This window comes from Pseudomonas sp. 15C (assembly GCF_055484735.1).
Map to the genome: position 1 here is coordinate 142,081 of NZ_JBUDGD010000001.1, position 26,206 is coordinate 168,286.

General features: G+C 61.5%; 25 protein-coding genes. 11 read left to right on the forward strand and 14 right to left on the reverse strand.

The window, feature by feature from the left end; all coding sequences use genetic code 11:
- Window positions 1–91 precede the first annotated feature (91 nt).
- The 5 genes from ACYYKW_RS00690 to ACYYKW_RS00710 form a co-directional block, all read right to left on the reverse strand.
- Window positions 92–1,432: a DEAD/DEAH box helicase gene (locus tag ACYYKW_RS00690; RefSeq protein ID WP_093098099.1), complete on the reverse strand. Its 1,341-nt coding sequence runs from the start codon at window positions 1,430–1,432 to the stop codon at window positions 92–94.
- A gap of 51 nt (window positions 1,433–1,483) precedes the next feature.
- Entirely contained in the window at window positions 1,484–2,419 is a 936-nt protein-coding gene (gene yedA / locus ACYYKW_RS00695) for a drug/metabolite exporter YedA (protein ID WP_090286542.1), read from the reverse strand.
- A gap of 299 nt (window positions 2,420–2,718) precedes the next feature.
- Window positions 2,719–3,324, reverse strand: coding sequence for a 3'-5' exonuclease (locus ACYYKW_RS00700; RefSeq protein WP_093098093.1), 606 nt, complete (start codon window positions 3,322–3,324; stop codon window positions 2,719–2,721).
- 35 nt (window positions 3,325–3,359) lie between these two features.
- A complete protein-coding gene (locus ACYYKW_RS00705; protein ID WP_016986151.1) occupies window positions 3,360–3,839 on the reverse strand; it encodes a LabA-like NYN domain-containing protein in 480 nt (159 codons plus the stop codon).
- 139 nt (window positions 3,840–3,978) lie between these two features.
- Entirely contained in the window at window positions 3,979–4,716 is a 738-nt protein-coding gene (locus ACYYKW_RS00710; protein ID WP_464989194.1) for a DUF2076 domain-containing protein, read from the reverse strand.
- Between the two features lie 177 nt (window positions 4,717–4,893).
- On the opposite strand from ACYYKW_RS00710, the gene ACYYKW_RS00715 reads away from it, so the two are divergent.
- The 3 genes from ACYYKW_RS00715 (at window position 4,894) to ACYYKW_RS00725 (ending at window position 7,700) form a co-directional block, all read left to right on the forward strand.
- On the forward strand, window positions 4,894–5,568 hold the full coding sequence (locus ACYYKW_RS00715; protein WP_464989195.1) for a YciC family protein: 675 nt from the start codon (window positions 4,894–4,896) through the stop codon (window positions 5,566–5,568).
- Between the two features lie 75 nt (window positions 5,569–5,643).
- Entirely contained in the window at window positions 5,644–6,723 is a 1,080-nt protein-coding gene (locus ACYYKW_RS00720; protein ID WP_464989196.1) for an endonuclease/exonuclease/phosphatase family protein, read from the forward strand.
- A 56-nt stretch (window positions 6,724–6,779) separates the two neighbouring features.
- Entirely contained in the window at window positions 6,780–7,700 is a 921-nt protein-coding gene (locus tag ACYYKW_RS00725) for a WaaS/CpsH family glycosyltransferase (RefSeq protein ID WP_464989197.1), read from the forward strand.
- 12 nt (window positions 7,701–7,712) lie between these two features.
- On the opposite strand, the gene ACYYKW_RS00730 is transcribed toward ACYYKW_RS00725, so the two are convergent.
- From ACYYKW_RS00730 to hrpB, 3 genes are all read right to left on the reverse strand, one after another.
- A complete protein-coding gene (locus ACYYKW_RS00730) occupies window positions 7,713–8,138 on the reverse strand; it encodes a hypothetical protein (protein WP_464989198.1) in 426 nt (141 codons plus the stop codon).
- A 13-nt stretch (window positions 8,139–8,151) separates the two neighbouring features.
- Window positions 8,152–8,724, reverse strand: a complete 573-nt coding sequence (locus tag ACYYKW_RS00735; protein ID WP_090286556.1) for a hypothetical protein — start codon at window positions 8,722–8,724, stop codon at window positions 8,152–8,154.
- 145 nt (window positions 8,725–8,869) lie between these two features.
- Window positions 8,870–11,389, reverse strand: coding sequence for an ATP-dependent helicase HrpB (gene hrpB, locus ACYYKW_RS00740; RefSeq protein WP_336356092.1), 2,520 nt, complete (start codon window positions 11,387–11,389; stop codon window positions 8,870–8,872).
- A gap of 101 nt (window positions 11,390–11,490) precedes the next feature.
- Here hrpB and ACYYKW_RS00745 point away from each other — a divergent pair, with 101 nt between their 5' ends.
- Both ACYYKW_RS00745 and ACYYKW_RS00750 read left to right on the forward strand, forming a co-directional pair.
- Entirely contained in the window at window positions 11,491–11,910 is a 420-nt protein-coding gene (locus ACYYKW_RS00745; protein ID WP_093098072.1) for a polyribonucleotide nucleotidyltransferase, read from the forward strand.
- A 12-nt stretch (window positions 11,911–11,922) separates the two neighbouring features.
- Entirely contained in the window at window positions 11,923–12,810 is an 888-nt protein-coding gene (locus ACYYKW_RS00750; protein WP_464989199.1) for a cation diffusion facilitator family transporter, read from the forward strand.
- 55 nt (window positions 12,811–12,865) lie between these two features.
- Here the strand turns inward: ACYYKW_RS00750 and ACYYKW_RS00755 are convergent, their stop codons facing one another.
- The gene (locus tag ACYYKW_RS00755) at window positions 12,866–13,888 is read right to left on the reverse strand and encodes a DUF6515 family protein (RefSeq protein ID WP_093098066.1); all 1,023 of its coding nucleotides are present in this window, start codon (window positions 13,886–13,888) and stop codon (window positions 12,866–12,868) included.
- Between the two features lie 451 nt (window positions 13,889–14,339).
- On the opposite strand from ACYYKW_RS00755, the gene ACYYKW_RS00760 reads away from it, so the two are divergent.
- Together ACYYKW_RS00760 and ACYYKW_RS00765 are read left to right on the forward strand one after the other, a co-directional pair.
- Window positions 14,340–14,819 (forward strand): Lrp/AsnC family transcriptional regulator, encoded by a 480-nt coding sequence (locus ACYYKW_RS00760; RefSeq protein ID WP_007909658.1) that lies wholly within the window; start codon window positions 14,340–14,342, stop codon window positions 14,817–14,819.
- Window positions 14,820–15,099: 280 nt separating this feature from the next.
- Window positions 15,100–15,309, forward strand: coding sequence for a DUF2788 domain-containing protein (locus ACYYKW_RS00765; protein ID WP_007909655.1), 210 nt, complete (start codon window positions 15,100–15,102; stop codon window positions 15,307–15,309).
- Here the strand turns inward: ACYYKW_RS00765 and ACYYKW_RS00770 are convergent.
- The 4 genes from ACYYKW_RS00770 to ACYYKW_RS00785 form a co-directional block, all read right to left on the reverse strand.
- Entirely contained in the window at window positions 15,304–15,939 is a 636-nt protein-coding gene (locus ACYYKW_RS00770) for a pseudouridine synthase (protein ID WP_464989200.1), read from the reverse strand. The genes ACYYKW_RS00765 and ACYYKW_RS00770 overlap by 6 nt on opposite strands.
- A gap of 74 nt (window positions 15,940–16,013) precedes the next feature.
- Complete coding sequence (amn, locus tag ACYYKW_RS00775; RefSeq protein WP_464989201.1) at window positions 16,014–17,513, reverse strand: AMP nucleosidase; 1,500 nt, start codon at window positions 17,511–17,513, stop codon at window positions 16,014–16,016.
- Window positions 17,514–17,705: 192 nt separating this feature from the next.
- Window positions 17,706–19,355, reverse strand: coding sequence for an acyl-CoA dehydrogenase family protein (locus ACYYKW_RS00780; protein ID WP_464989202.1), 1,650 nt, complete (start codon window positions 19,353–19,355; stop codon window positions 17,706–17,708).
- A gap of 99 nt (window positions 19,356–19,454) precedes the next feature.
- Window positions 19,455–21,806 (reverse strand): 7TM diverse intracellular signaling domain-containing protein, encoded by a 2,352-nt coding sequence (locus ACYYKW_RS00785; protein ID WP_464989203.1) that lies wholly within the window; start codon window positions 21,804–21,806, stop codon window positions 19,455–19,457.
- Window positions 21,807–22,109: 303 nt separating this feature from the next.
- Here ACYYKW_RS00785 and ACYYKW_RS00790 point away from each other — a divergent pair, with 303 nt between their 5' ends.
- From ACYYKW_RS00790 to ACYYKW_RS00805, 4 genes are all read left to right on the forward strand, one after another.
- A complete protein-coding gene (locus tag ACYYKW_RS00790) occupies window positions 22,110–22,907 on the forward strand; it encodes a hydroxymethylpyrimidine/phosphomethylpyrimidine kinase (protein WP_090288646.1) in 798 nt (265 codons plus the stop codon).
- An 18-nt stretch (window positions 22,908–22,925) separates the two neighbouring features.
- Window positions 22,926–23,549 (forward strand): thiamine phosphate synthase, encoded by a 624-nt coding sequence (gene thiE, locus ACYYKW_RS00795; RefSeq protein ID WP_464989204.1) that lies wholly within the window; start codon window positions 22,926–22,928, stop codon window positions 23,547–23,549.
- Between the two features lie 17 nt (window positions 23,550–23,566).
- Entirely contained in the window at window positions 23,567–24,850 is a 1,284-nt protein-coding gene (gene hemL / locus ACYYKW_RS00800; protein ID WP_090286579.1) for a glutamate-1-semialdehyde 2,1-aminomutase, read from the forward strand.
- A 226-nt stretch (window positions 24,851–25,076) separates the two neighbouring features.
- On the forward strand, window positions 25,077–25,631 hold the full coding sequence (locus ACYYKW_RS00805; RefSeq protein ID WP_093098052.1) for a tetratricopeptide repeat protein: 555 nt from the start codon (window positions 25,077–25,079) through the stop codon (window positions 25,629–25,631).
- 124 nt (window positions 25,632–25,755) lie between these two features.
- Here ACYYKW_RS00805 and ACYYKW_RS00810 read toward each other — a convergent pair whose 3' ends face one another.
- On the reverse strand, window positions 25,756–26,085 hold the full coding sequence (locus tag ACYYKW_RS00810; protein WP_003185742.1) for a DUF1820 family protein: 330 nt from the start codon (window positions 26,083–26,085) through the stop codon (window positions 25,756–25,758).
- Between the last annotated feature and the right edge of the window lie 121 nt (window positions 26,086–26,206).

Sequence of the window (26,206 nt, forward strand, 5' to 3'; positions counted from 1 at the left end):
ACAGTCGGATCAGGTCGGCGTAATTCCCGAATATCCCCCAATCAGTCCCCTCTCCCCCTGGGGAGAGGGTTAGGGTGAGGGGCTTTTGACTTTAAGGCTTACGCTTGCGCGGTCCGGTATTGAACACCGGCACCTTGCGCACAGGCTTGATCGACGGCTCCGGTGCCGAGGTCTCGCCGCTGTCGACCCACTTGCCCAGATTACGTTTCCCACCGCCACCGCCGGACGCTTTCGGCTTTTTCGGTTTCTTCGGCTTCTTGATCACCTGACCGCTGGCATCGGTATCCGGCACGCGGTGCTCAGGTTCAAAGTCCGGCTCGTTCTGACGCTTCAGGGTCTGACGCGTGAGCATTTCAATCGCCGAGAGCATGTTCACTTCGTCGGCACACACCAGCGAGATCGCCTCACCGGTCGCGCCCGCGCGCCCGGTACGACCGATGCGGTGAATGTAATCCTCAGCGACGATCGGCAGGTCGAAGTTCACCACCAGCGGCAAATCCTCGATGTCCAGACCACGGGCGGCCACATCGGTCGCCACCAGAATCTGCACTTCACTCAGTTTGAAGCGGTCCAGCGCACGTTGGCGGGTCGCCTGTGGTTTGTCGCCGTGAATACCGTCGGCATTGACGCCCAGGCCCTGAAGTTTTTCCACCAGCGCATCGACACCGTTGCGGGTCTTGGCGAACACCAGCACTTGCTTCCACTTGTTCTTGCGCATCAGGTGCACGAACAGTTCGGCCTTGCGCTTCTTGTCCACCGTGACGATCCATTGCTTGACCGTGTTGGCCGCCACGTTGCGCGGGCTGACTTCGACGGTTAGCGGATCGTTGAGCATCTGCCCGGCCAGCAGACGAATGTCATCGGAGAACGTCGCCGAGAACAACAGCGTCTGGCGCTTTTTCGGCAGCATGCGGTAAATGTTCGCCAGTTCTTCAGAGAAGCCCAGGTCGAGCATACGATCGGCTTCATCCAGCACTAGCGTTTGCAACTGGTTGAGTTTCAGCGCGTTCTGGCGGAACAGGTCAATCAAGCGACCGGGCGTGGCGACAAGCACATCGACGCCGCCGCGCAGCTTCATCATCTGCGGGTTGATGCTGACACCGCCGTACACCGCATAAGTGCGCAGCGGCAGATTTTCTGCGTACTGACGCACGGCTTCGTGGACCTGCTCGGCCAGTTCGCGGGTCGGCACCAGAATCAGCGCACGCGCCGAGTTGGCGGTGACTTTCGGCCCTTCCATGGCCAGCAGCTGCAACAGCGGCAAGGCGAAGCCGGCGGTCTTGCCGGTGCCGGTCTGCGCCGCCGCCATCAGGTCGCGGCCGGCCAGCACGGCCGGAATGGCTTGCGCCTGCACCGGCGTCGGGGTCTGGTAGCCGAGCGTCTCGAGGGAGCGCAGCAAGGGTTCGATCAGGCCAAGGGAGGCGAAAGTCATGGGAGTACCGTAGAAAAAATGACGCGGGGATGCAATGCCGCGCAGTTTACCCTAATTCGTCCGCGCTTCCGTCGGATCGGCTTGTGCCTCCTCGACCGGCACTTGCTTCGGCCGGCGCCATTGCGGCAGGCTGATCAGCAATACGGCGCTGATGATCACCAGCATCGCCAGCGCTTCTTCGATACCAATGGTCTCGCCCACAAACACGATGCCCAACAGTACGGCGACGGCCGGGTTGACGTAGGCATAACTGGTTGCCGCCGCCGGGCGCACATGCTTGAGCAGGTACATGTAGGAATTGAAGGCGATGATCGAGCCGAAGAAAATCAGGTAGGCCAGCGCCAGCCAGCCTTCGACCGGCGGCAGCGCTTGCAGGTGTTCACCGCTCACCGCGCTGCCGATCAACAGCACAACACCGCCGACCAGCATTTCCACCGCGCTGGCCATGGCCCCCTGCGGCAACGGCAGATATTTGCTCCACACCGAACCGAACGCCCAGGTCGCCGCGGCGAAAATCAACAACGCGGCGCCCAGCGGGCTCGATTGCAGGTTGGAGCCCATGTTGAGCATGGCGATGCCGATAATCCCCAGCGCCACTCCGGCCCACTCGAGACGGGTATTTCGCGCGCCCCAGAAATAGCCGAACAACAAGGTGAACAACGGCACCGTCGCCACCGCCAGCGCCGCCACGCCGGACGCCACACCGGTGTGCTCGGCCACGCTCACCGCGCCATTACCGAAACTGAGCAGCAAAATCCCGATCAGCCCCGCGGCCTTCCACTGCGCCCAGGTCGGCGCAGGCGCCCCGCGCCAGCGCAGGAAGGCATACATCAACGTGCCGGCAATCACAAAGCGCACCCCGCCCAGCATTAGCGGCGGCCAGTATTCAACGCCGATGCGGATCACCAGATAGGTCGATCCCCAGATCACATACAACGCGAAAAACGCGGCAATCAGCGGCAAGGAAAAACGGCGCAAGGCAGACATGGGCAGCTCGACAGTCAGTGTCAGGAAATTGAGTATTCTAGAAAGGCGCGCCAGCAAAAATAAGTTACAAAACCCGTTTATCGCGCCGGTACACTTTTGAAAACAGGGAGATCGTCGGGTTTATCCGCGGTTTCGAAAGTCTGATCTCGAAGCCAACGGCAAACCAATCTGAAACGGCGCATTACCATGTGGGAGCGAGCCTGCTCGCGATAGCGGTGGTTCAGACTAAAGAAGGTTGAATGACACACCGCTATCGCCAGCAGGCTGGCTCCCACAGGGGTTCGTTGTCGGTCTTGGGATCAGCGGAAGCGCAGCAGGTGTTCGTTGACCTTGGCAGCGGGGACTTTCTGCAATTTGCACAGCAGGTCATGGTTCAGCTCGCGCACGCCATGTTTGTGCCGCAACTCGTCGGCCAGATGCGCCATCAGATTGGCTGCCATTTCGGCGTCGGCCATGGCCCGGTGAGCCTGGCCAGTGTGTGGCAGGCTGGCGAAGGTCGTAAGGGTGCCGAGTTTGTGATTGGGTGCCGCCGGCATCAAGCGCCGTGCCAGCAGCAACGAGCAGGCAAAGTTCTGCAAGCGTGTGCGCTTGATTCGCCCCAGTTCGAAATCCCAGAACTTCTGGTCGAACGAAGCGTTGTGCGCCAACAGCGGTGTGCAGCCGACAAACTCGTTGACCTCTTCCATCACCCGTTCGGCTGACGGCGCGCTGCGCAGCATGGCGTTGCTGATGCCGGTCAGTTGTTCGATGAACGCCGGGACGCGCACACCGGCGTTCATCAGGCTTTGGTAACGCTCGACGATGCGGCCGTTTTCCAGCATGACCACGGCGATTTCCGTGGCCCGGCAGTTGCTGTTCGGCGTCAGGCCAGTGGTTTCAAAGTCGATGACTGCGATGCGTTCCAAACCGGGTTCAACTCCGTTCAAATCAATCTTTGAGCTTAATTCTTCAGCAACAGCGCGCCTTCGATCGGCACGTAGCGGCTGGCGGCGCGGATCAGCGAGTTGGCGGTCAGGCCGGGTACGCCATAAGCCACCGCTTGCACGCCATGTTTGCTGATGATGCGTTCAAGCAGCATGTCGAAATCGCCGTCACCGGAGGCCAGCACGACTTCGTCGACGTGGTCGGCGGCGTCCATGATGTCCAGGGTGATGCCCACGTCCCAGTCGCCCTTGGCCGAGCCGTCGCTGCGCTGGATGTAGGGCTTGAGTTTCACGGTGAAGCCGAGGTTGCGCAGGATCTGCTGGAACTGCTGCTGCTTGCTGTCGCCGCGGTCGATCGCGTAGGCGTAGGCCTCGACGATCTGCCCGTCCTTGCTGATGTCGGCCCACAACGCGGCGTAGTTGAAATGGCAACCATAGGCCTGACGCACGGTGTAGTAGAGGTTCTGCACGTCGGCGAACACTGCGATTTTTTTCACCGGAGTTCCTGTGGGTGCGCACGCGCACGAAGCGGGGTCAGGCGCCAGGGCCCGAAAAGGCGCTCAGTATGCCAGCCCGAGGGAAGGTTCCGCGAATAATCGGCCCGAAGCCCCTCGGGGCTCCGGACGAATGGTGGAGTCAGACGAAGGAATCGTCGTCATCGAAGAACGACGAGCTGTCGTTGCTGTAATCGGTGTCGGTGAAACCGTTATCCGCCACGCGCTGGTCTTCGCCCCAGCCGTTATTGCTCTGGTCGGCGACCTGGGCCGGTTCTTCCTTGATCACCTCGACGATTTCCTGCGGCTGCTGGTTGTGATGAAACAGGCTGCTGATGCCTTGCGCGAGCATCACGCCGCCGGCTACGCCGGCCGCGGTTTTCAACGCACCACCGAGGAAGCTGTTGCCCGCCGCTGGCGCGGCTTGTTGTGCGTAATTGGTCGGCGCTGCGCCGAAGTTCGCTTGTGGCGCGGGGGCCGCGTAATTCTGCTGCGGGGCCGGTTCACGCCAGCCACCGGTGGATGCCGGGGCGGGATTTGGCGTCTGCGCCGGGCGCGAACTGCCACCGCCAAAAATGCTCGACAGGAACCCACCGCCCGCGTTCGCGGCAGGTGCGGCACTCTGCGCCTTGGCCGACTGCAACTCGGCCTGCAGACGCTGCACTTGCTGGGTCAGTTGCTGGTTCTGTTCATTGAGGCTCTTGAGCGCCGCCTCTTGCACCAGAATCGCCTGGGTCATGAAATAGCCTGCCGCCGGCTGGCGCGTCAGGTGTTCCTTGATCCGCGCCTCGGCCTGGACGTCACGCGGGGCTGCCTCCGCTTCGGCCTGTTGCAGCCGGGAAAACAGTCCATCGATCAGGGTTTGCTCTTCGCTGTTCATGGCGACCTCGTAGATTGCCGGTAATAACGTGCCCTCGCCCACTCTGGGCGTGGTGCTCTCCTGTAATGGAGACAGTGACAAAACGTTTCAATGACCTTTACCGAATGTTTACGTTTGTGTCGCCCCGTGTTGCATCGGTTAAAGTGAGCCACTGTTTTCGACCTGCGATACCGACTGATGAATGCCCTCGAAGTACTGCGCGACTCTTTGTATTTTTTCAAACGCCATCTGGGCAGCATCGTGCAGCTGTGCCTGCCGCTAGTGGTTTTCGAGGCGTTTTTGCAGCAGGTGGTCGATCATGCCAGCGGGCCTGAAGGTTTTTCTGCAGTCAGCATCGTTGTCGGTCTGCTGGTTTATCCGTTGTACACCGCTGCATTGATCCTGTTTCTCGATGCGCGCAGCCGTGGCGAGTCGTCGCGCAACCGCGACCTGCTGGCAATGGCCGCGACCCTGTGGCCGCGCTTCGCCCTGCTGACGGCGCTCAATACCCTCCTTATTCTGCTCGGCCTGTCGCTGTACTTCCTGCCGGGGCTGATGCTGATGGTCATGCTCGCGTTTGGCGAGTACCTGCTGGTGCTGCGCGGCATGGGCCCATTGCAGGCGATGAAGGAAAGCCTGCGCCTGACCCGTGGGCATTTCTGGCGGATCCTGCTGTGCATCCTTTGCGTGATGACACCGCTGTGGTTGCTCAAAGGCGCAACGCTGGCGGTGTATCCCGAGCCGCAAAATCCGCTGATTGCGGTGCTGATCGACAGTGCGCACGGCTTCCTGCAGCTGTTCACCAGCGTCGTCCTGTTTCGCCTGTTCATGCTGATCAGCGAATTGCCTGACAAGCGTGACAGAACGATCTGACCGCGCAGCGCTTGGGCATCGCGCCGCCCGTCAGGTATGCTCGGGGCCACTTTCTGTAACGCTATAAGCCGAGCCATGACCCGTCTACTGCGCTACTCGTTGTTGTTGGTTGTACTGGCCATCGTGGTGATCGGCGCGCTGATCTTCAGCCTGACCTGGCGCCCCGACGCCCGGGAAACCCTGCCGGTCAGTTGCACTGCCACAGCGCCAATGCTGGTGCCGGGCCAGGCGCTGAAAGTCATGACCTGGAACGTGCAATACCTGGCCGGCAAGCGTTACGTGTTCTGGAATGACCTGGCCCAGGGCAACGACGAAGCACCGACTGCCGAAGACATGGCGTTCAGCCTCGATGAAGTGGCGCGGGTGATTCGCGATGAGCAGCCCGACGTGTTATTGCTCCAGGAACTCGACGACGGCGCCAAGGCCAGCGGCTACCAGAACCAGCTCAAACTGTTGCAGGAACGTGTCGCCGATCTGTATCCGTGCAGCGTCAGCGCCTTTGACTGGAAAGCCGATTTCGTCCCCGAGCCGCAGATTTTCGGCAGCGTTGGCCGGCAATTGGCGACCCTCAGCCGCTATCGCATCGAGCACGCCGAGCGCCTGCAGCTGCCGGTGGCCGACGCCAATGTCATCAGCCGCCAGTTCCAGCCCAAGGACGCCTTGCTGGTGAGCAAACTGCCGCTGAGCGATGGCGGGCAATTGACCGTGTTCAACACTCATCTGGAACACGCCAGCCAACCGGACGCGACCTTGCAGGCGCAAGTGCGCGCGGTGGCCAAAGTCCTCGATAAATACGAAAGTCAGGGCTTGCCATGGCTGATCGGCGGCGACTTCAACCTGCTGCCGCTCGGCCAGTACCGGCGCCTGTCGACCGAACAGCGCACGCCCTACTCGGCCGACAGCGAGCTGCACCTGCTGTGGGACAAGTACCCGATGATCCCGACCAACAATGAAGCCAGCGGCATCGACCGCGCCAGGTGGCTGACCCATTATCCCAACGACCCCGGCCTGAACGGCCCGGATCGTACAGTCGACTACCTGTTTTACAGCCCGAAGATCAAACGCATCGAAGCACGGGTGCGTCAGGACGATACGTTGCGCATTTCCGATCACCTGCCGGCGATTGCGCGCTTCTTGTTGCCCGCCGCGCCTTAGTTGCACGGCTAACGACCGGTGTAGTCGACAGCCCTCGATTCACGACATGGAAAGCCATGAAAATATTATTGGTGTGCAAGGATATTGGCGGTTACGCGCGCAAGCTGGCAGATCATTTACGGGCCGAGAACGCTGTGTGCTTCATCGATACGGCATTGATGGCCGATGCGTTCAACCGGGCGCCGAAAATTCTGCGCCGCCCGCTCAGACGCTGGGCCAAATTACGCCAGTTCAAAAAGGCAGTAGAGGCACACGGGCCGTTTGACGTTGCCCTCGTTATCAACCCGGCACAAATAGACCCAGAGCATTTGGCTATCGGCCTGGACGCATCCTCGCGCAAGATCGCCTACCTCTATGACAGTTTCAGCCGCTGGCCGATGACCCGGGAACAACTTGCCGGGTACGACGAGGTGTTTTCGTTCGATCCGCAGAATGCGCAGCAATACGGCCTGAAGAAACTGCACAACTTCATTTACGACGACTACGACGCGAGCGCTGGCGACGGCGACTACAGCGCCTTCGTGGTCATGGCCGGCAAGGACCGTGTCCCGGCGCTCGAAGGCCTGGCAAGGGCATTCGACCGACTTGGTGTCAGCGACTACAAGTTTCTGGTGCAGTGCAAACCGATCCCGGGCGCGCACCCGGGGATCACCTTTTTCGAGCAACGCCTGCCACTGGACGCCGTCGGCGCGCTGGTCAAGCGCTCGCGGATCATTCTCGACATCGCCAAACCCGGTCAGGCCGGGTTGAGCTTTCGTTTTTTCGAAGCCATGGCCGCACGCAAGAAAGTCATTACCACCAACCCGAGCGTGGTCGATTATGACTTCTACAACCCGGCGAACATCCTGGTGATCGACGAGGCCGATCCGGTGATTCCGTCAGCGTTCGTTTGCGCCCCATACGTCGACGTGCCCGAACAGATCTATCGCAAATACACCTTGCAAGGCTGGGTCGAGACGGTTTTCACATCACCATAATCGTCGATCGCTTCAGAGGCCCGGAGGGACATAGCCGGGAACATAGCGAACATTGGCGCACTTGCCGTGCAGTATCCGCCCATCCTCGATCAGGAACTGGGCGATCTTTTTCTGTTGATTGACCTTTGCCTGCAACTTGCAGGTGGAGCTGTGTCCGACCTGTTGGTAGTGCTCGGTGTAAACCATGCCATTACCGGTATGGTTCATCGACGTGCCGGCCGCTTCGGTGGTGGTCCAGCTCGCGGACTTGAACCAGGTGAGCACGGCCAAGGGTTCGCCTTTCGGGCCGGTTTCCTTTTGCATCGAATCGGGCGTACCGTACAGATTCAGTGCCTCCTGAAGGTCGCGGCCTTCCCAACGGCTCTGCGCGATGGTGGAACAGCCGGCCAAGAGCAATCCTGCCAACAGGGTTGTCAGCAATAAGCGTGTGCAAGTCATGTGAAGTCCCGGCTTATTTTTTAAGTTCGAGCAGACTGTCGATGTTGTCCATCATCTGGCTCTTTTGCTGAATCGGCGCGAGCTTGAAGAACATCTGCTGGAGCATCTCGATCATTTGCAGGTATTCCATCTTGCCCACCGCGGCCATGTCGTTTTTAGCTCGGTTGCCCGGCGCGCAGGCAAACTTCAGCGCCTGCTGAACCCAGAACTCTTTCGGGGTCTGCCACTGATTGGCAACTTTGAGATGACGCAGGGTGTAAGCGAGACGTTCGATGGACTGGCCGTTGATAAAACGTACCTTGCCCGTAGAACACTGGGCTTCGAGGTTGTAGACGTCGATCATCGGTTTGCCGGGCTCTTCGTAGACCAGGGTCACCGCGACCATGGTCGCGCCTTTGGTTTTTTCCGAAGGCACCACCGACGTCGCATCCGCTACGTACATGATGTTTTTCTGGGCAACGCCGTTGCCGTAGATAATCCACCAGTCGCCAATCGGATTGGGCTCTTCGGCGATTGCCGAACCGGAGGCGGCCAGCAGCGCAGCCGACAAGAAGAGCAACTTCTTGAACTTGAAGAAAGAGGTCATGGGCAGTTCCGTTCCTTGGGCACAAGTTGCGGGCAGCAACACTTGTTATTGTTCAGGCCGCGATTTTGCGAGCCTGTACAAACAAGGGCAATTAGCACGGATGGGCTAATGGCACGGATGGGCTAATGGCACGCTGCCATCGGCCTCAGGTGCCGCGCGGTTTTGCCCGCGCAGTGGCTTCGGCCACTAGCGGATCATCCGGCCAGTAATGCTTCGGATAGCGCCCTTTCAGATCCTTCTTCACTTCGGCATAGGTACTGCGCCAGAAGTTGGCCAGGTCCTGCGTCACCTGCACCGGCCGCCTCGCCGGCGACAGCAGATGCAATTTGACCACTTGCCGCCCGCCGGCAATTCGCGGTGTATCGGCGAGCCCGAACAGCTCTTGCAAGCGCACCGCGAGAATCGGCGGCGACTCGCTGTAATCCAGGCGAATCGAAGAGCCCGACGGCACGCTCAAATGGTGCGGCGCGAGCTCGTCGAGCTTTTGCGGCAGCGGCCACGGCAGCAGATTGCGCACGATGCTCGACAGGTCGAGGTTGGCGAAATGGCTGAGCCGCGAAACTTTGCCCAGATACGGCATCAGCCAGTCTTCAAGAGAATTGAGCAGTGTCGCGTCGCTGACATCCGGCCACTGGCTGTCGTCCTGATGACTCAGATCGAGCTGGCGCAGCAGTGCCACCCGTGCCTGCCACTGGCGCAATTCCGGGGTCCACGGCAACAGCTCGAGACCTTTGCGTCGGACCAGATTGACCAGCGCCTGACTGCGCGCAGTTTCATCCAGACCGGTTAGCGGTTCGCGGCTGAGGATCAGTTCGCCGACCTTGCGCTGGCGCTCGGCGCGCAGCACGCCTTCGCGCTCGTCCCAGTCCAGTTGATCGACACAGTGCACCTGTTCGGCCAATACCGAGTCGAACAGCGCCGGATCGAAATCCGCCGCCAGATAAATCCGCTCCTCGCGCTGGCCCTGGCGGCTACCGAGGTCAGCGATGACGATCCATGGCTCTTTCATCAGGCTGTCGGCTTCGGCGAACAGCGCGGCGCGACCGTTGGCCAGACGATATTCCGCGCCACCGGCACGCCGTTGTTGCGCCACGCGATCCGGGTAGGCCAACGCCAGCAACGCGCCGAGCCAGCGCGGGTGCTCGGGATCGCTGACCGGCGCACTGGCCTTGCCACGCAGGTAACCGCGATATTGCCGCGCCAGTTGCCGAGCGCGTTGCACCCCGCCCTGCGCACCACGCGCCGCGCGCTCTTCACCCGAAAGCATCGCCAGACGACTGTGCAAGTCCGCGCCGGCGCCTCGCAAGATATCGCGCTCGCCGAGCAGCGCCGCGACGTCACAAGCCATGTTCGCCAGGCCCAACGCCTGACCGCGCAACAGCAAATGGCCGATACGTGGATGCGCCGGCAGTTCGGCCATGGCCTGGCCATGCGGGGTCAGCGCCTCGCCTTGCAGCGCACCGAGGCGCTGCAACAAATCCTGCGCTTGTGCATACGCCGCCGCAGGCGGCACATCCAGCCATACCAGTTCATTTGGTGTTACGCCCCAGCGCCCCAGTTGCAGGGCCAGGCTGGCGAGGTCCGCCGAAAGAATTTCGGCACTGCCGTAAGCGGCGAGTTGTTCGTGCTGATCCTGCGACCACAAGCGGTAGCAGACACCCGGTTCGAGTCGCCCGGCACGGCCGGCACGCTGGGTGGCGCTGGCCTTGGAAATGCGCTGAGTATCGAGGCGGGTCATGCCGCTGCCCGGGTCGAAACGCGGCACTCGCGCGAGCCCGGCATCGATCACCACGCGCACGCCGTTGATGGTCAGGCTGGTCTCGGCGATGTTGGTCGCCAGCACCACTTTGCGCTGACCGGGCGGCGCCGGATCGATCGCCGCGCGCTGGGCATTGAGGTCGAGTTCGCCGTGCAGCGGGCAGAGCAAGACATCGCTGCGCTCACCGACGGTATCGGCCAATTGCTGATGCACGCGACGGATTTCCGCCTGCCCCGGCAGGAACACCAGCAGGCTGCCGGTTTCATCATGGAGCGCTTCGAGCACGGTCTGCGTGACGCGCTGATCGATGTACTCGCCGGGCTGAAACGGCCGGCCCCAGCGCATCGTCACCGGATACATGCGCCCTTCGCTGCGCAGGATCGGCGCGTCATCGAGCAACCCGGCCAGACGCTCGCCTTCGAGGGTGGCCGACATCAGCAGAATCTTCAGCGGTTGTTCAGCGCGAAACAGTTCGCGACCGTTCAGACTCAGGGCCAGCGCCAGATCGGCGTCGAGGCTGCGTTCGTGAAACTCATCGAAAATCAGCAGCCCCACGCCTTCCAGCGCCGGGTCATCCTGCAGACGACGGGTGAGAATGCCTTCGGTGACCACTTCGATGCGCGTCTTCGGGCCGACCTTGCTGTCGAGGCGAATGCGATAACCGACGGTTTCCCCGACCTGCTCGCCCAGCTCGCTGGCCAGACGTTCTGCCGCGGCACGCGCGGCCAGTCGGCGCGGTTCAAGCATCAGAATGGTCTGCCCGGCGAGCCACGCTTCATCCAGCAAGGCCAGCGGCACGCGGGTGGTCTTACCGGCGCCGGGCGGTGCTTCGAGCACGGCTTCGTGGCGTAACGCGAGGGCTTCACGCAGGGCGGGTAAAACATCGTCGATCGGCAAAGAAATCATGCTGGCTCCCAAACAGATCGGCGAGTATAACGGCGAACTGTTTGGCGTAGTCTGAACTCAAAACAGTAGCCGTAATTGTTCAGCTCTCAGGAGACATTTCCATGCGCTTACCTTTTCGCCTGATCGGCGGTGTTCTGGTCGCCACCCTGCTCACGCAGATCACTGCGTGCGGGTCGATTTTCTACCCGGACCGTCGCGGCCAGATCGATGGCAAGATCGACCCGGCGATTGCCGCGCTCGACGCTGTCGGCCTGTTGTTCTACATCATCCCCGGGCTGATCGCGTTTGCCGTCGACTTCGCTACTGGCGCGATCTATTTCGAACCGGGCCACACCGCGCAGATCGATCCCGCCAAGCTCAAGCAAGCCATCGGCCCGGACGGTCAGGTCGATAATCTCAAGTTGCAGGCGATTCTCGAAAGCGAGTTGGGGCGAGACTTTCCTCTCGACGACCCGCGCCTGATCCAGCACAAGGGCAGCACTCAGCAACTGGCGATGTTCGGCCTGCAACCTGCGGCATAAAAAGGAAGATCGATGACCTCCAGCCCCGAACACGCCCGCCTGCTGCGCCTGGCGACCCGCGCCTCGGTGGCGGTGGCGTGCACGCTGATCATCGCCAAAGCCATCGCCTGGTGGCTCAGCGGTTCGGTGAGCATGCTCGCCGGCCTCACCGACTCGTCGCTGGACGGCGTCACCTCGATGCTCAATCTGCTCGCGGTGCATTACGCGCTGCGCCCGGCGGATGACGACCACCGTTATGGCCACGGCAAAGCGGAGTCCCTGGCAGGGATGGCGCAGGCATTGTTCATCGGCGGCAGCGCGCTGCTGATCGCGTTTCAGGCCTACGAGCGCTTCCAGACGCCGCAGCCTCTGGGCGCGCCATGGCTGAGCATCGGCGTGATCGTGTTTTCATTGCTGCTGACCGCGGCGTTGCTGGTGTTGCAGCACCGAGTGATCAAGCAGACCGGCTCCAACGCCGTGCGCGCCGACTCGCTGCACTATCGCTCGGACATGCTGCTCAACGGCAGTATCCTGCTGGCGCTGGTGTTGGCCGGGTTTGGCTTCGAGCAACTGGATGCGTGGTTCGGCCTGGGCATTGCCGCCTACATCCTGTGGAGCGCGATTCAGATCGCCCGCGAGAGTTTTTCGGTGTTGATGGACGAGGAACTGCCGACCGACGTCAGCCAGCACATGCTTGAACTGGCGTGCAGCGTGCCGGGTGTACTGGGCGCGCATGACTTGCGCACGCGCATCTCCGGCAACCACTGGTTCGTGCAGTTGCACCTGGAGTTGCCGGGAGAGTTGACGCTGTCAGTCGCTCACGGCATCAGCGATCAAGCCGCCGACGCCATCCACAAGGCCTACCCACGGGCCGAAGTGCTGGTGCACGCAGATCCGATAAAGGCAGCTACAAGCTATTAGCTTCAAGCTTCAAGCCTCAAGCTTGCAGCTGAAAACTTGAAGCTTGCAGGTGCTTCTATCTGACTTGGTAGCCGCGACTGCTCAGGCAGTTGCCCTGGGCCTGGCGGTACGCCTGAACCACTTCGGGCGCCGGTTGGTAGGTCGCGGCGCGCGGGTCGAAACCGCTTTGCTGCACCGCATATTGGTAACACTGATAGCCATCCTGCTGGACCTGCTCCGGCGATTGGCCATTCGCTGGATAAGCTTCGACGTCATAACCTTGAGCCTGTGGTTGCGGCGGTTGCTGCACCGGCGGTTCGACCACGACGTAATCCTGCGTCGCTTGCTGATAGGCGTAATAAGAGCCAGCGGCGAGGAACAGCAGCGAGCCGCCGATCCATACTTCGCGGGCGTAATCAGGCAAATACTGGATGCGGATCCCGCGCGGCGGCTGCACGACGATGTAGCGCGGGCCTTGCGGGCGATACCAGTAACCACCGGAATAGAAATAATCCTGACCCCGATACGGCACGCGGTAATCGCGATCCGGGAATCGGTCGATCACATGTCCCGGGCGATATTGCGGCCCCGGGCCCCAACCGTTGCCATGCCCGTTCGGACGCCCCGGCCAGCGGTTGTCATCGGGACGGTTCTGGGTCTGCCACTGCTGATTGTGGTAACCATTCTGCGGGCGTTCGTCGCGGTAGTAACCCTGACGCGGTTCCTGGGTCTGGCGCACAGTGTCGGGACGTGGCTGGATCGGCAGGTTATTGCCCGGTTGCCGCGGCGGTTCTGGCCGATCATCGGGGCGGTTGCGGTTCTGCCATTGACCGTCATTGTTGTGCGGCTGGCCGTTGTGCTCGAACTGGCGGCTGTTGTCACCACGAATGATTTCGTTGTTCTGCGGCCGCGGCGGGTTCTGCGCCTCATTGCCCGGCCCGCGTTGATCACCGCCACGGCCCTGACCGTTGCCCTGATGCTGCTGGCCCCGACCGTCGCCATCGGGTCCACGATTTTGCGGCTCGTCGGCCAGCGCTTGCGCACTGACACTCACACACAGCAAACCAACACCGGCCAGACGCCAGATGCGCGAATTCATGTTGTTCCTCACTGCGGGGAGCCTGTCATTGGGAGGGCCTGTTGCTAAGACTCGCAACAGGCCCACCGGGTTCTGCGACAGGTTATCAGTCGCGCGACTTATTTATTGAGGCGGCAAGATGAAATTGCTGGCAAGAAAAAAGGGAGACCCGTCGGCCTCCCTTTTAGAGAATTGCGTCCTGGCTCGACGCTTTTGACGTCGGCTCACCTCACGCCGTCTTCTGGACAGTGTGCAGCTCGGGGGCCGGCACAACCCCGGTGGGGGTGGCGGCCGCGGCGGGCCGGATTGGGCGGGCCGCGTGGACTGTGTTACCGAGCAGTGATTCTGGTGATAAGAATAGGCCGGACGCCGCGACAGATGATTGCGAAGATTGCTCAAATAAACACCACTTGCGCAATTTTTAACCCTGGATAGATAATCTGCCGCAATAGTTACAGCCAAGGACAGATTGATGAGCAAACTCGACCGTTACGACCTGAGTATTTTGGCGGAATTGCAACGCGACGCCCGCATCTCCAACCAGGAGCTGGCCGAGCGCATCGGTCTGTCCCCCTCGCCTTGCTCGCGTCGGGTCAAGCAACTGGAAGACGACGGCTACATCTCGCGCCAGGTTGCGCTGCTCGATCGCAAGATGCTCGGGCTGAGCCTGACGGCCTATGTGCTGATCGGCATGGACCGGCACACACCGGAGCGTTTCGAGAATTTCGAAGCAGCGATCCGGACATTGCCGCAAGTGCTGGAGTGCAGTCTGGTGACGGGCGTGGATGCGGATTACCAGTTGAAGGTGGTGGTGCCGGATATGGATCACTATCAGAAGTTGTTGCTGGGGCATTTGACCCGCATCGAGGGGGTTACCAGCGTTCGTTCGAGCTTTGTGCTGAATCAGGTTTTGAACAGCACTGAACTGCCGCTGACCCATTTGCGTAGCTGATCAAAAGCCCTCACCCCAGCCCTCTCCCGGAGGGAGAGGGAGCCGACCGTGGGTTGCTCAAGATGTGCGCCGACCTGAAAATTCTCCTGTGAATCCATAATCGACTCGATTTTTCAGGTCGATGTATAACGCAAGACACTGCGGTCAGTCCCCTCTCCCTCCGGGAGAGGGCCAGGGTGAGGGCAACCATTGCGGATCAGACCCAGATCAATGCCCCCCCACCCACCATGCCGTATACTCCCCGCCGCCCTTTCAGCCTGCCCCGCGCCGGAGATCGCCAATGGATCCAGCACTGCTCGAAGAATGGATGATGACCGGCCTGGTCAGCATCCTGATCATTTTCATGGGTTTCATCGTCTGGGATCTGGCAAAGAAGTCCAAGGCCGGGCGCTTCGGCTCGTTCATTCTGTTTTTCGTGCTGGGCCTGGGCGTGGCCGCGTTCATCATCAAGAGTGTGGTGATCGGCCTGATCGAATCCGGCGCTCTATAAGCGCGCCGGCACTTCTTTCCACTGGCCCTGATCGAGCCCATCAAGCGTCCAGTCACCAATCCTGACCCGCACCAGACGCAACGTCGGCAGGCCGACCGCCGCCGTCATGCGCCGCACCTGACGGTTGCGCCCCTCGCGAATCACCAGTTCCAGCCATGAAGTCGGTATGGTCGCGCGAAAGCGTACCGGTGGATTGCGCGGCCACAACTGCGGCTCATCCAGTTGCCGCGCTTCGGCGGGCAAGGTCATGCCGTCGTTCAACTCGACACCGTCACGCAAACGCTGCAACTGCTCGGCAGTCGGCACGCCTTCGACCTGCACCCAATAAGTCTTCGCCAGCTTGTGTTTCGGATCAGCAATGCGCGCCTGCAATTGGCCGTCATTGGTCAGCAGCAACAAACCTTCGCTGTCGCGGTCCAGGCGTCCGGCCGGGTAAATGCCGGGCACATCGATGTAATCCTTGAGCGTCGCCCGCCCCTCACCATCGCTGAATTGCGTCAGCACATCGAACGGCTTGTTGAACAGGATCAGTTTCGGCTCGGCCGGTGGTGCCTTGGCAACACGGCGCGGCGAGGACGATTGAGGCTTCACGCCAGGGCGGCGGGAAGGTGGACGAATAGGACGGGACATAAGAAGAGAAAAACATTTAGCGATCAGGACTGACAATGCTAGTGCCCCGACCGCCAAATGACCACGACTAAGCGTTAACGGAACGGCGGCTCGTCGAAGCTGCGCAGCTTGCGCGAGTGCAGCGAGTTGAGTTCGGTGCGCAGCAGATCCACCGCTTCGATGCCGATCTTCAAGTGCTGGCTGACCGCGCGTTCATAGAAAGCGTTGGCCGAACCCGGCAGCTTGATTTCGCTGTGCAACGGTTTGTCCGAAACGCAGAGCAACGTGCCGTACGGCACCCGCAAGCGATACCCCTGCGCCGCAATCGTGCCGCTTTCCATGTCCACAGCGACAGCACGGGACAGGTTGATCAACGGCCGCTCCTGCGCCCAGCGCAGTTCCCAGTTACGGTCGTCGTAGGTCAGCACGGTGCCGGTGCGCAGGCGTTTTTTCAGATCGTCGCCTTTCTCGCCGGTAACGTTCGCCGCGGCCTGCTGCAGTGCCAGTTGCACTTCGGCCAGCGCCGGGATCGGAATGTTCGGCGGCACTACGCGGTCAAGGATGCCGTCGCGACGCATATACGCGTGGGCCAATACATAGTCGCCAATGGTCTGCGACTGACGCAGGCCGCCGCAGTGGCCGATCATCAGCCAGCAATGCGGACGCAGCACCGCGAGGTGGTCGGTGATGTTCTTGGCGTTGGACGGGCCGACACCGATGTTCACCAGTGTCACGCCGTGGCCATCGTTGGCGATCAGGTGATAGGCCGGCATCTGATAACGGTGCCAGACCACACCGGCGGCGATGGCCGAGGCTTCGCCGTGGTCCATGCCCTTCTCGATGATCACATTGCCCGGCAGGACCATGCGCACGAATCGCGGGTCGTTGCGCAGTTGCTCCAGGCCATGAACGATGAACTGGTCAACGTAGCGGTGATAGTTGGTCAGCAGGATCCACGGTTGCACATGGCGCCAGTCACTGCCGGTGTAGTGCACCAGGCGGCGCAGCGAGAAATCCACACGCGCGGCGTCGAACAGCGCCAACGGCAGCGGATCGGTGTTTTCCCAATCGTAGAGACCATCGGCGATGCCATCGGTGGCCGCGGACAGGTCGGTACTGGGGAACACCCGCGCCAGCACCGCAGCGGTAACGCCGGAACCGGCCAGCTCATCGCCCTGCTCGACCACGTACGGGTACGGAATGTTCTGCTGGCTGACGCCGACCTCGACGGTCACGGTGAAGTCGTGCATCAACGGGGTCAGCTGTTCGAGCAGGTATTTGCGAAATGCCGCCGGGTGAGTGACGGTGACGCTGTAGGTGCCGGGCAACTGCACCTTGGCGTAGGCGCGAGTGGTCTGCGGGACTTCGCCCTGGCAGTGATAGGTCAGACGCAGTTCGGGATAACGAAACAGGGCACGCTGTGCGGCGTCGGGTTCGACGCGGTCCTTGAGGTAACGCTTGAGCGCCGAATTCAGCGCACTGGTGGCCCGCTCATGCAGCTCGGCCAGACGATCCACGGCTTGTTCGGCGGTTTGAACGACAATAAACGCTTCGGTCACGATCAGCTTCCTGTGTTCTGACTTGCAGAGCTTCATCTTGCCTGCATCGTCGCGTCACGGGAACAGTGGCGTTGTGGGTGCAGGCAATTCTTTCAGGCGAAGCGAATCCCTGTGGGAGCTGGCTTGCCAGCGATGAGGCCGTCACATTCAACATTGATGTTGACTGATAGACCGTCATCGCTGGCAAGCCAGCTCCCACAGGGTTTTGTGGTATCGGCAAAATTGAGGTCAGAAAAGCTGCGGAGTCGAACGTGCGACGATCGCCTCGACATCCAGCCCACGCGGCAACGCGCCGTAGACCCGGCCGCCGCCGCTCAAGCGGCTGGCAATGAACGCATCGCTGACCGCCGCGTTACCGGCCTCGAGCAACAGTTTGGCCTGCAAACCGAGGGCGATATCTTCGGTCAACTGCCGCGCCCGATACTGAATGTCGCGGGTGTCCTTGAACTGCGCCTGCAATTGCTGGATATGTGCGGCCAGACGTTTGTCGCCATGACCATCGCCCAGTTCATTGAACAACACATCCAGCACACCCGGCTCTTTCGACAACGCGCGCAGCACGTCGAGGCACTGCACGTTGCCCGAACCTTCCCAGGTCGAATTCACCGGGGCTTCACGGTACAGCCGCGGCAGAATGCTGTCCTCGACATAACCGGCACCGCCCATGCATTCGGCGGCTTCGTTGATCATTCCCGGCGCGCGTTTGCAGATCCAGTATTTGCCCACCGCCGTGACCAGCCGCGCGAACTGCGCTTCGTGGCGATCATCCAGATGATCGAGCGCCTTGCCCATGCGCAGGCTGAGCGCGAGCGCGGCTTCACTTTCCAGCGCCAGATCGGCCAGCACGTTCTGCATCAACGGTTGCTCGCTGAGCAGTTTGCCACCGACCTTGCGGTGCGCGCAGTGATGGCTGGCCTGGGTCAGCGCCTGGCGCATCAGCGAGCTGGAACCGACCATGCAATCGAAACGAGTCATCGCTACCATCTCGATGATGGTTGGCACACCGCGGCCTTCTTCGCCGATCATCCACGCCAGCGCACCACGAAATTCGACTTCGCTGGAGGCATTGGACTGATTGCCGAGTTTGTTTTTCAGACGCTGGATGTAGAACTGATTGCGCGTGTCGTCGGGGCGATGACGCGGCAGCAGAAAGCAGCTCAAGCCCTTGTCGGTCTGCGCCAGCGTAAGGAAGGCATCGCACATCGGCGCCGAGCAGAACCACTTGTGCCCGACCAGTTCATACGCCTGGCCCGGGCCACTGGCGCCGACCGGATAAGCCTTGGTGGTGTTGGCGCGCACGTCGGTGCCGCCCTGCTTCTCGGTCATCGCCATGCCGATGGTCACGCCGGCCTTGTGCGCCATGCCGACGTTGCGTGGGTCGTATTCGGTGGAGAGGACTTTCGGCAGCCATTGCTCGGCCAGATCCGGCTGCAAACGCAGGGCCGGCACGCTGGCGAAGGTCATGGTCAACGGGCAACCGCTGCCGGCCTCGGCCTGGCTGTGCAGATAGGTCATGGAGGCGCGGGCGACATGCGCGCCGTCCTGCGGGTGAGCCCACGGCAGCGAGGTCAGGCCGTGTTCGATCGCGCTGCGCATCAACTGGTGATACGCCGGGTGAAACTCCACCAGATCGATGCGATGACCGTAGCGATCATGGCTGGCAAACACCGGTTTGTTCTGGTTGGCGAGGAAGCCGGCCTCCATCAGTGGGCCACCGGCGAGCGCCCCGTAGGCCTCGATCCGCGACTCGGCCCAGCCGGCGCCAAACCGGCGCGACCATTCCTGCAACGGCAGATCGATGCGGTACAGATTGGTGCCGTCCAGCGACGGTGGCTGGTTGGTGACTTCGTGGGTTTCGGCGAACTGATGCAGGTTCATCGCGGCGGCTCCTTGATTCGGCAGGAAGTCAGTTAAGCACCGGCCCCCCGCCGATCAAAGTGGCATATCCGCCGAATTTGCGGCGCTTTTACCCTGCTCTCAGCACAGCACGCGACGCTCCAGCGCCGACTGCAACTCTTCGAATTTCACCGGTTTGTTCAGGTAATCGATGGCCACGCCGGTAGCGCACAGGTCGCGCTCGGCGTTCAGAGCAAGCAGGAACACCGGCAGATGCGCGCAGCCTGGCAAGGCGTGAATCTGGCAGCACAGCGAGGCGCCGTCATGGGCCGGCAGCTGACAGTCGATCAGTACGGCGTCGACGCTCTCGCGCTGCAAACAGGCCAGTGCCGCCGTCGCGTTGTCCGCGGTACGCACGCGAAAGCCGAGCTTGAGCAGCATGCCGCGCATCACCAATTGATTGACGCCGTTGTCGTCCACCAGTAACACCGTGCAGTCCTGCGGCAAACGAATCTGCTTCTGCGTGGACGAGAACTCCAGCGCCGGTTCGATCACCGGCAATTCAAACTCGACATCCAGTTGAAAACGGCTGCCGCGCCCCGGCTCGGAGCGGTGGGTCAGCTTGCCGCCGAGCAGTTCGACCAGTTGTCGGCAGATCGCCAGGCCGACACCGAGGCCGCCGTATTCGCGGGTCATCGAACCGTCGAGCTGGAAGAAGCGCTGATACATCGTCGCCTCGCCCAGATCGGTAAAGCCGATGCCGGTGTCGATGACCGCAAACGACAGCGCCAGACGATTATCCGTCGAGGGTTTGCCGGTCACGCGCAGCGCCAGACCACCGACGCGAGTGAACTTGATCGCGTTATCCAGCAGGCACTCCAGGCATTGCGCGAGTTTGGCGCTGTCGCCGTGCAGGCGATCCGGCAGCGTTGGCAGCACATCGACCTTGAAGTCCAGCGACTTGCTCGCCGCGTTACCCTCGAATTGCACGCGCAGTGCCTCGATCACGGCGCGCAGGCTGAAAGTGCCCGAGGACGCCTTGAGCTTGCCGGCCTGCAATTCGGTCAGCGTGAGGATGCCGTTGACCATGCGCATCATGTCCCGTGCGGAACCGGCGGCCGTCTGCTGATATTGCTCAAGCTCCGGGTCCATCTCGACGGTCTGCATCAATTCCAGCGAGCCGATCACACCGTTCATGGGCGTGCGCAATTCATGGGTCAGAGTGGCGAGAAATTCGTCCTTGAGCTTGTTGCTGTGCGCCAGTTGCTGGTTGAGCACTTCGAGCTTCTGTCCGGCGTCGTACAGCGTCTGCGCCTGCTGCTCACGCATGGCGTTGATGCGGTCGGCCAACGCCAGCGACAGCAGCGCCACTTCGATGGCCGAACCGATCTGGCTGGCGTACATGGTCAGGAACACATTCGGCAGCAGGCCCAGCACCATCAGCGTATTGACGATGCCGCCCAGCAGGAACGCCGACCAGGCAATGATGAAATAGCGCGCCACCCGCAGACCGCGCCACCAGGCGAGAATCCCTGCGGCGAAAATCACCACGGTGAAGGTCAGCGCCAGTGTCGTCGCCAGACGCAAGGCCAGCGCATAGCTGGTCATCAGCGACAGGCCGATCACCACGGCGCTGAAGGCAATCAGCCCGATCAGCAAGCGATCGAGCCAGCGGCTGTGGGTGCGGGTCTGCAGGAAGCTGCGGGCGAACTGGCTGCCGAACAGGCCGGCGCAGCCAATGAAGAATGGCGTGGCAGCGTTGGCCCACCAGGGGTTGTCCGGCCAGAAATACTCGACCGCCGCGCCGTTGACCGACAACTGATAGAGGCCGAACGAGCCGATGTAGAAGATGTAATAGAGGTAACTGGTGTCGCGCACGCTCAGGTAGATGAACAGGTTGTAGACCAGCATCCCCAGCAATACGCCATAAATGATGCCGAGCACATACAGGCGCACCGGCTGGTCTTCGAGATAAGCGGTGCTCGACCACAACGTCACCGGCGCCTGGATCGAGCCTTCGCTGGCCAGTCGCAAGTACAGCGTCTGTTGCTGATCGGGCTTGAACGGCAGGTCGAACAGGTAGTTGTTCTGGCGGATCTCGCGACTGGTGAAGGGCAAGGCATCGCCGGTCTGGCGCACCAGTCGATAGTCGCCAGCGGCGTTGGGCAAGTACAAGTCGAGGTGATCGAGCGGTGGGTAAGCCAGCTCCAGCAACCAGGTGCGCTGGGCGGCGGGGTTGCTCGGACGATAATGCAGGTCGATCTTCAGCCAGAACGCCGAACGCGAGTAACCGGCGTTGAGCGTGGCCTTGTCGTGGGCCTTGAAATGGCCGGCGGCTGCCTGCGCGCGAACGTCAGCGAGGCTCGCCTGACCGCTCGGGTCTTCGAACACTTGCAACGATCGGCCCAGTGGCAGGCTCTGGGTGAATTCATCGAACTCGACGGCGCTCGCCATGAGGGGCAAGCAGAACAGCAACATCAGCAAATAGCGCATTGAAGCCCCAGCGTGGCTCGTCCGGTTGTGTCAGGAAGCCCCCCATTCCCTTTGAGTAGACGTAAAACCGGTATTACCTGTTATTGGTTTGGATCCAGCCTAGCATAGCCGTTGATGGCCATTAAGCACCATCGAAACTTTTCCTACAAAGGCTCTAGAACGGGCGTTTCAGAGCAAAGCTGCGGACTAGAGCTGTTGAGTCGGTCAAGTTGTGACAATGCGGTCGGAATCTCTGTCCGGGATATCGGCCAGGAGCAACGGCACTGAACCCGAAAATCAGCTTTGGTGGTAAGCTCGCGCACCATGAATATCTACAGCTCCCGCCCCGTTGTCCTCTGTCTCTCCGGCCACGACCCCAGTGGTGGCGCCGGCCTGCAGGCAGATATCGAAGCCCTGCTCGCGCAAGGTTGCCATGCGGCTCCGGCCGTCACCGCCCTGACCGTGCAAGACACGGTCAATGTCACAGACTTTCGCGTCCTCGACCGTGAGTGGGTACTGGCCCAGGCCAATGCCGTGCTCAACGATTCCGAAGTCGCGGCGGTGAAGCTGGGCATGCTCGGTTCGCTGGAGATGGTCGACACCGTTGTCGAACTGCTCTCGGCGCACCCGCATTTGCCGGTGGTCTGCGACCCGGTGCTGCGCGCCGGCGGCGGCGGACGCCTGGGCAAGGACGAGGTCGGTTATGCGATGCGCGAGCGGCTGCTGCCGCTGTCGATCATCGCCACGCCCAACCTGCCCGAAGCGCGCATCCTCGCCGAACTGCCCGATGGCACCGCGGACGAGTGCGCTGAGAAACTCCTGCCATTCGTCAAAAACCTGCTGATCACTGGCGGCCATGGCGACGAAACTGAAATCCACAACCGCGTGTACAGCCGCGACGGTCTGCGTGAAACCTTTATTTGCCAGCGTCTGCCCGGCAGCTATCACGGCTCCGGTTGCACGCTGGCCAGCGCCCTCGCCGGGCGCCTGGCCCAGGGCGAACACCTGGCCAGCGCTGTGCGCAGTGCACTGGATTACACCTGGCGCACCCTGCGCGATGCCGAACAACTGGGCAAAGGCCAGTTCGTCCCGCGTCGCCTGCCGCTGGATTTCTGCTCGTAACGTCGTGAGGTCTGCCCGATGAAACTACGTGGCCTGTATGCCATTACCGACAGCACACTGCTGGCCGGCAAGTTTCTGTCTTACGTGGAGGCGGCGCTGGAAGGCGGCGTCACCCTGCTGCAATACCGCGACAAAAGCAGCGACGAAGCCCGCCGCTTGCGCGAGGCCGAAGCGCTGCGCGATTTGTGCGAGCGCTACAAGACGCAGCTGATCATCAACGACGACGCCGAGCTGGCCGCGCGCCTCAATGTCGGCGTGCATCTGGGCCAGACCGACGGCCCGCTGTCGCCGATCCGCGCCCTGCTCGGTTCGAAAGCGATCATCGGTTCGACCTGTCACGACCAGCTTGCCCTCGCCGGGCAAGCCGCCAAAGAAGGCGCAAGCTACGTCGCCTTCGGCCGTTTCTTCAACTCCAGCACCAAACCCGGCGCGCCGAGTTGCAGCCTCGACCTGCTCGACGAAGCCAAACGCACACTGCATCTGCCGGTCTGCGCGATTGGCGGCATCACCCTCGACAACGCCGCGCCACTGGTGGCCCATGGGGTCGATCTGCTGGCGGTGGTCCACGGCCTGTTCGGTGCTGAAAACATCGCCGAAGTGACCCGCCGCGCCCGCGCGTTCAATGAATTGTTCAAAGCCTGAAGATTGAGAGCCCGATCATGTCTCGTTCCGAAACCCTGTTTGCCAATGCCCAGAAACACATTCCCGGTGGCGTCAACTCGCCGGTTCGCGCGTTCAAAAGCGTCGGCGGTACGCCGCTGTTCTTCAAACACGCTGAAGGCGCTTACGTCACCGACGAAGATGACAAGCGTTATGTCGATTACGTCGGTTCGTGGGGCCCGATGATTCTCGGCCACAGCCATCCGGACGTACTTGATGCTGTGCGCAATCAGCTGCAACACGGTTTGTCCTACGGCGCGCCGACCGCGATGGAAACCGAGATGGCCGATCTGGTCTGCTCGCTGGTGCCGTCGATGGACATGGTGCGCATGGTCAGCTCCGGTACCGAAGCGACCATGAGCGCGATCCGTCTGGCCCGTGGTTACACCGGTCGCGACAGCATCATCAAGTTCGAAGGTTGCTACCACGGCCACTCCGACAGCCTGCTGGTCAAGGCCGGTTCCGGCGCGCTGACCCAAGGCGTACCGAGTTCGGCCGGTGTGCCGGCGGCGTTCGCCAAACACACCCTGACCCTGCCGTTCAACGACATCGAAGCGGTTGAGCAGATGCTTGCCGAAGTCGGTGAAGACGTCGCCTGCATCATCGTCGAGCCGGTCGCCGGCAACATGAACTGCGTGCCACCGGCTCCGGGTTTCCTTGAAGGTCTGCGTTCGCTGTGCGACAAGCACGGCGTGGTGCTGATTTTCGACGAAGTGATGACCGGTTTCCGCGTCGCCCTCGGCGGTGCGCAGGCGTACTACGGCGTCACCCCGGACCTGACCACCTTCGGCAAGATCATCGGCGGCGGCATGCCGGTCGGCTGCTTCGGCGGCAAGCGCGCAATCATGGAACGCATCGCGCCGCTGGGCCCGGTGTACCAGGCCGGTACGCTGTCGGGTAACCCGCTGGCGATGGCCGCTGGCCTGACCACCCTGCGTCTGATCAGCCGTCCGGGTTTCCATGCCGAATTGACCGACTACACCACGCGCCTGCTCGACGGTCTGCAACAACGCGCCGATGCCGCGGGCATTCCGTTCGTGACGACACAGGCCGGCGGCATGTTCGGTCTGTATTTCAGCGGCGCCGACGACATCGTCACCTTTGACGACGTGATGGCCAGCGACGCTGCACTGTTCGGGCGCTTCTTCCACCTGATGCTCGAAGGTGGCGTGTACCTCGCTCCGAGCGCCTTCGAAGCCGGTTTCACTTCGATCGCCCACGGCGAAGCCGAGTTGCAACTGACGCTGGACGCCGCCGAGCGTGCCTTCGCCGCACTGAAATAACCGCCGTACCGCTGCCGTTGGCTATCGCCAGCGTCAGCTTTCACCTACACCCCTGCCGTTTTTCCCACGCCGCTGCTAAAAATCTTGTAGAAAGTGGGCGATATAATCCCCCACGCAGCAGAAAAACGAGTAAAGACTTTGTAAGGTTGGCCCTGCTTATTTCATAATGCGCGCTTATTGGATCCCCCGACGGGTCCGCGCGCCCTTCAGAGGTAAGTCGATTCCCATGAACCGCACCGGCCGCACCCTTGCATTGGGCTGCCTGTTGCTCCTTCAGCCCCTGCTCGCGCATGCACAAGCAGGCGGCAACTCGTTGTTGATCCCGGCGATGGGTCGTTGCACCCTCAATACTCAGCCGCAAGACGTCACGCAGGCACTGGCCGCCTGCCAGAAAGCGGCGGACGAAGGGGATGCGCAAGCACAATACGAGTTGGGTGAGTTCTACTACGACGGCAAGAACGCGCCGCGCGACCTCAATCAAGCCCTGAGCTATTTCGAGAAGGCCTCGCTGCAAGGCCACGCTCAGGCACAGTTCAAGCTCGGCACCATGTTCTTCCACGGCGAAGGCGTCCAGGCCAACAATATCCAGGCGTACATCGTGCTGAAGATGGCGGCGGTCAACGGTGCCGAAGAAGCGCTGGACACGGCCGATGAAGTCTCGGAGAACATGTCCCGCGAAGACCTTGAAACCGCGACCCAGGTGCTCGGGCAGATCTTCCGCAAATACCTGATGGAATTGCAGAGCGCCGATGGGCGTACGCCGTTTTCACCGCTTCCTTAAGTTCCGCGTCGATCTTTCTGGCCCCATCGCGAGCAGGCTCACTCCTGCAGGGGGATCTCCTGCACATCGAAGATCAGCTGTGGCAGCGAGCTTGCTCGCGAAGGGCGCGACGCGGTCGTGAGGGTTACTTCTCAGGCATCGGCATCGGGAACGGCATGACATTGCCGACCGCGCCGCGGGCTTCGCTGATTTTCGGTGTACCCAGACGCTCAACCTCGTCGATGCGCACGATCGAATGCATCGGCACAAAGCTGCGCACCACGCCTTCGAATTGCGCCTTGAGCTTTTCTTCGCTCGGGTCGACGACCACTTGCGTGCGCTCGCCAAAGACGAACTCTTCCACTTCCAGGAAACCCCACAGATCACTTTGATAGATCTGCTTGGCGTACATTTCGAACACCTGGCCCTGGTTGAGGAAAATCACCTTGTAGATTGGAGCTTCGCGTTTGGTCATGGCGGGCGGATAACATCGGGGTAAAAATGGGGGCGCGAACTATAGCATAGCCACCGGACGCACAGCGGTAGGAACCTGACGGCTTGTTCCCTATAATGCGCGGTTCTTCGAATCACGTGAC

Coding starts and splice junctions, on each gene's coding strand:
- ACYYKW_RS00690 (WP_093098099.1), bottom strand. CDS start 1,432: ATGACTTTCGCCTCCCTTGGCCTGATCGAACCCTTGCTGCGCTCCCTC.
- yedA (WP_090286542.1), bottom strand. CDS start 2,419: ATGTCTGCCTTGCGCCGTTTTTCCTTGCCGCTGATTGCCGCGTTTTTC.
- ACYYKW_RS00710 (WP_464989194.1), bottom strand. CDS start 4,716: ATGAACAGCGAAGAGCAAACCCTGATCGATGGACTGTTTTCCCGGCTG.
- ACYYKW_RS00715 (WP_464989195.1), top strand. CDS start 4,894: ATGAATGCCCTCGAAGTACTGCGCGACTCTTTGTATTTTTTCAAACGC.
- ACYYKW_RS00720 (WP_464989196.1), top strand. CDS start 5,644: ATGACCCGTCTACTGCGCTACTCGTTGTTGTTGGTTGTACTGGCCATC.
- ACYYKW_RS00725 (WP_464989197.1), top strand. CDS start 6,780: ATGAAAATATTATTGGTGTGCAAGGATATTGGCGGTTACGCGCGCAAG.
- ACYYKW_RS00730 (WP_464989198.1), bottom strand. CDS start 8,138: ATGACTTGCACACGCTTATTGCTGACAACCCTGTTGGCAGGATTGCTC.
- ACYYKW_RS00735 (WP_090286556.1), bottom strand. CDS start 8,724: ATGACCTCTTTCTTCAAGTTCAAGAAGTTGCTCTTCTTGTCGGCTGCG.
- hrpB (WP_336356092.1), bottom strand. CDS start 11,389: ATGATTTCTTTGCCGATCGACGATGTTTTACCCGCCCTGCGTGAAGCC.
- ACYYKW_RS00745 (WP_093098072.1), top strand. CDS start 11,491: ATGCGCTTACCTTTTCGCCTGATCGGCGGTGTTCTGGTCGCCACCCTG.
- ACYYKW_RS00750 (WP_464989199.1), top strand. CDS start 11,923: ATGACCTCCAGCCCCGAACACGCCCGCCTGCTGCGCCTGGCGACCCGC.
- ACYYKW_RS00755 (WP_093098066.1), bottom strand. CDS start 13,888: ATGAATTCGCGCATCTGGCGTCTGGCCGGTGTTGGTTTGCTGTGTGTG.
- ACYYKW_RS00760 (WP_007909658.1), top strand. CDS start 14,340: ATGAGCAAACTCGACCGTTACGACCTGAGTATTTTGGCGGAATTGCAA.
- ACYYKW_RS00765 (WP_007909655.1), top strand. CDS start 15,100: ATGGATCCAGCACTGCTCGAAGAATGGATGATGACCGGCCTGGTCAGC.
- ACYYKW_RS00770 (WP_464989200.1), bottom strand. CDS start 15,939: ATGTCCCGTCCTATTCGTCCACCTTCCCGCCGCCCTGGCGTGAAGCCT.
- amn (WP_464989201.1), bottom strand. CDS start 17,513: ATGAAGCTCTGCAAGTCAGAACACAGGAAGCTGATCGTGACCGAAGCG.
- ACYYKW_RS00780 (WP_464989202.1), bottom strand. CDS start 19,355: ATGAACCTGCATCAGTTCGCCGAAACCCACGAAGTCACCAACCAGCCA.
- ACYYKW_RS00785 (WP_464989203.1), bottom strand. CDS start 21,806: ATGCGCTATTTGCTGATGTTGCTGTTCTGCTTGCCCCTCATGGCGAGC.
- ACYYKW_RS00790 (WP_090288646.1), top strand. CDS start 22,110: ATGAATATCTACAGCTCCCGCCCCGTTGTCCTCTGTCTCTCCGGCCAC.
- thiE (WP_464989204.1), top strand. CDS start 22,926: ATGAAACTACGTGGCCTGTATGCCATTACCGACAGCACACTGCTGGCC.
- hemL (WP_090286579.1), top strand. CDS start 23,567: ATGTCTCGTTCCGAAACCCTGTTTGCCAATGCCCAGAAACACATTCCC.
- ACYYKW_RS00805 (WP_093098052.1), top strand. CDS start 25,077: ATGAACCGCACCGGCCGCACCCTTGCATTGGGCTGCCTGTTGCTCCTT.
- ACYYKW_RS00810 (WP_003185742.1), bottom strand. CDS start 26,085: ATGACCAAACGCGAAGCTCCAATCTACAAGGTGATTTTCCTCAACCAG.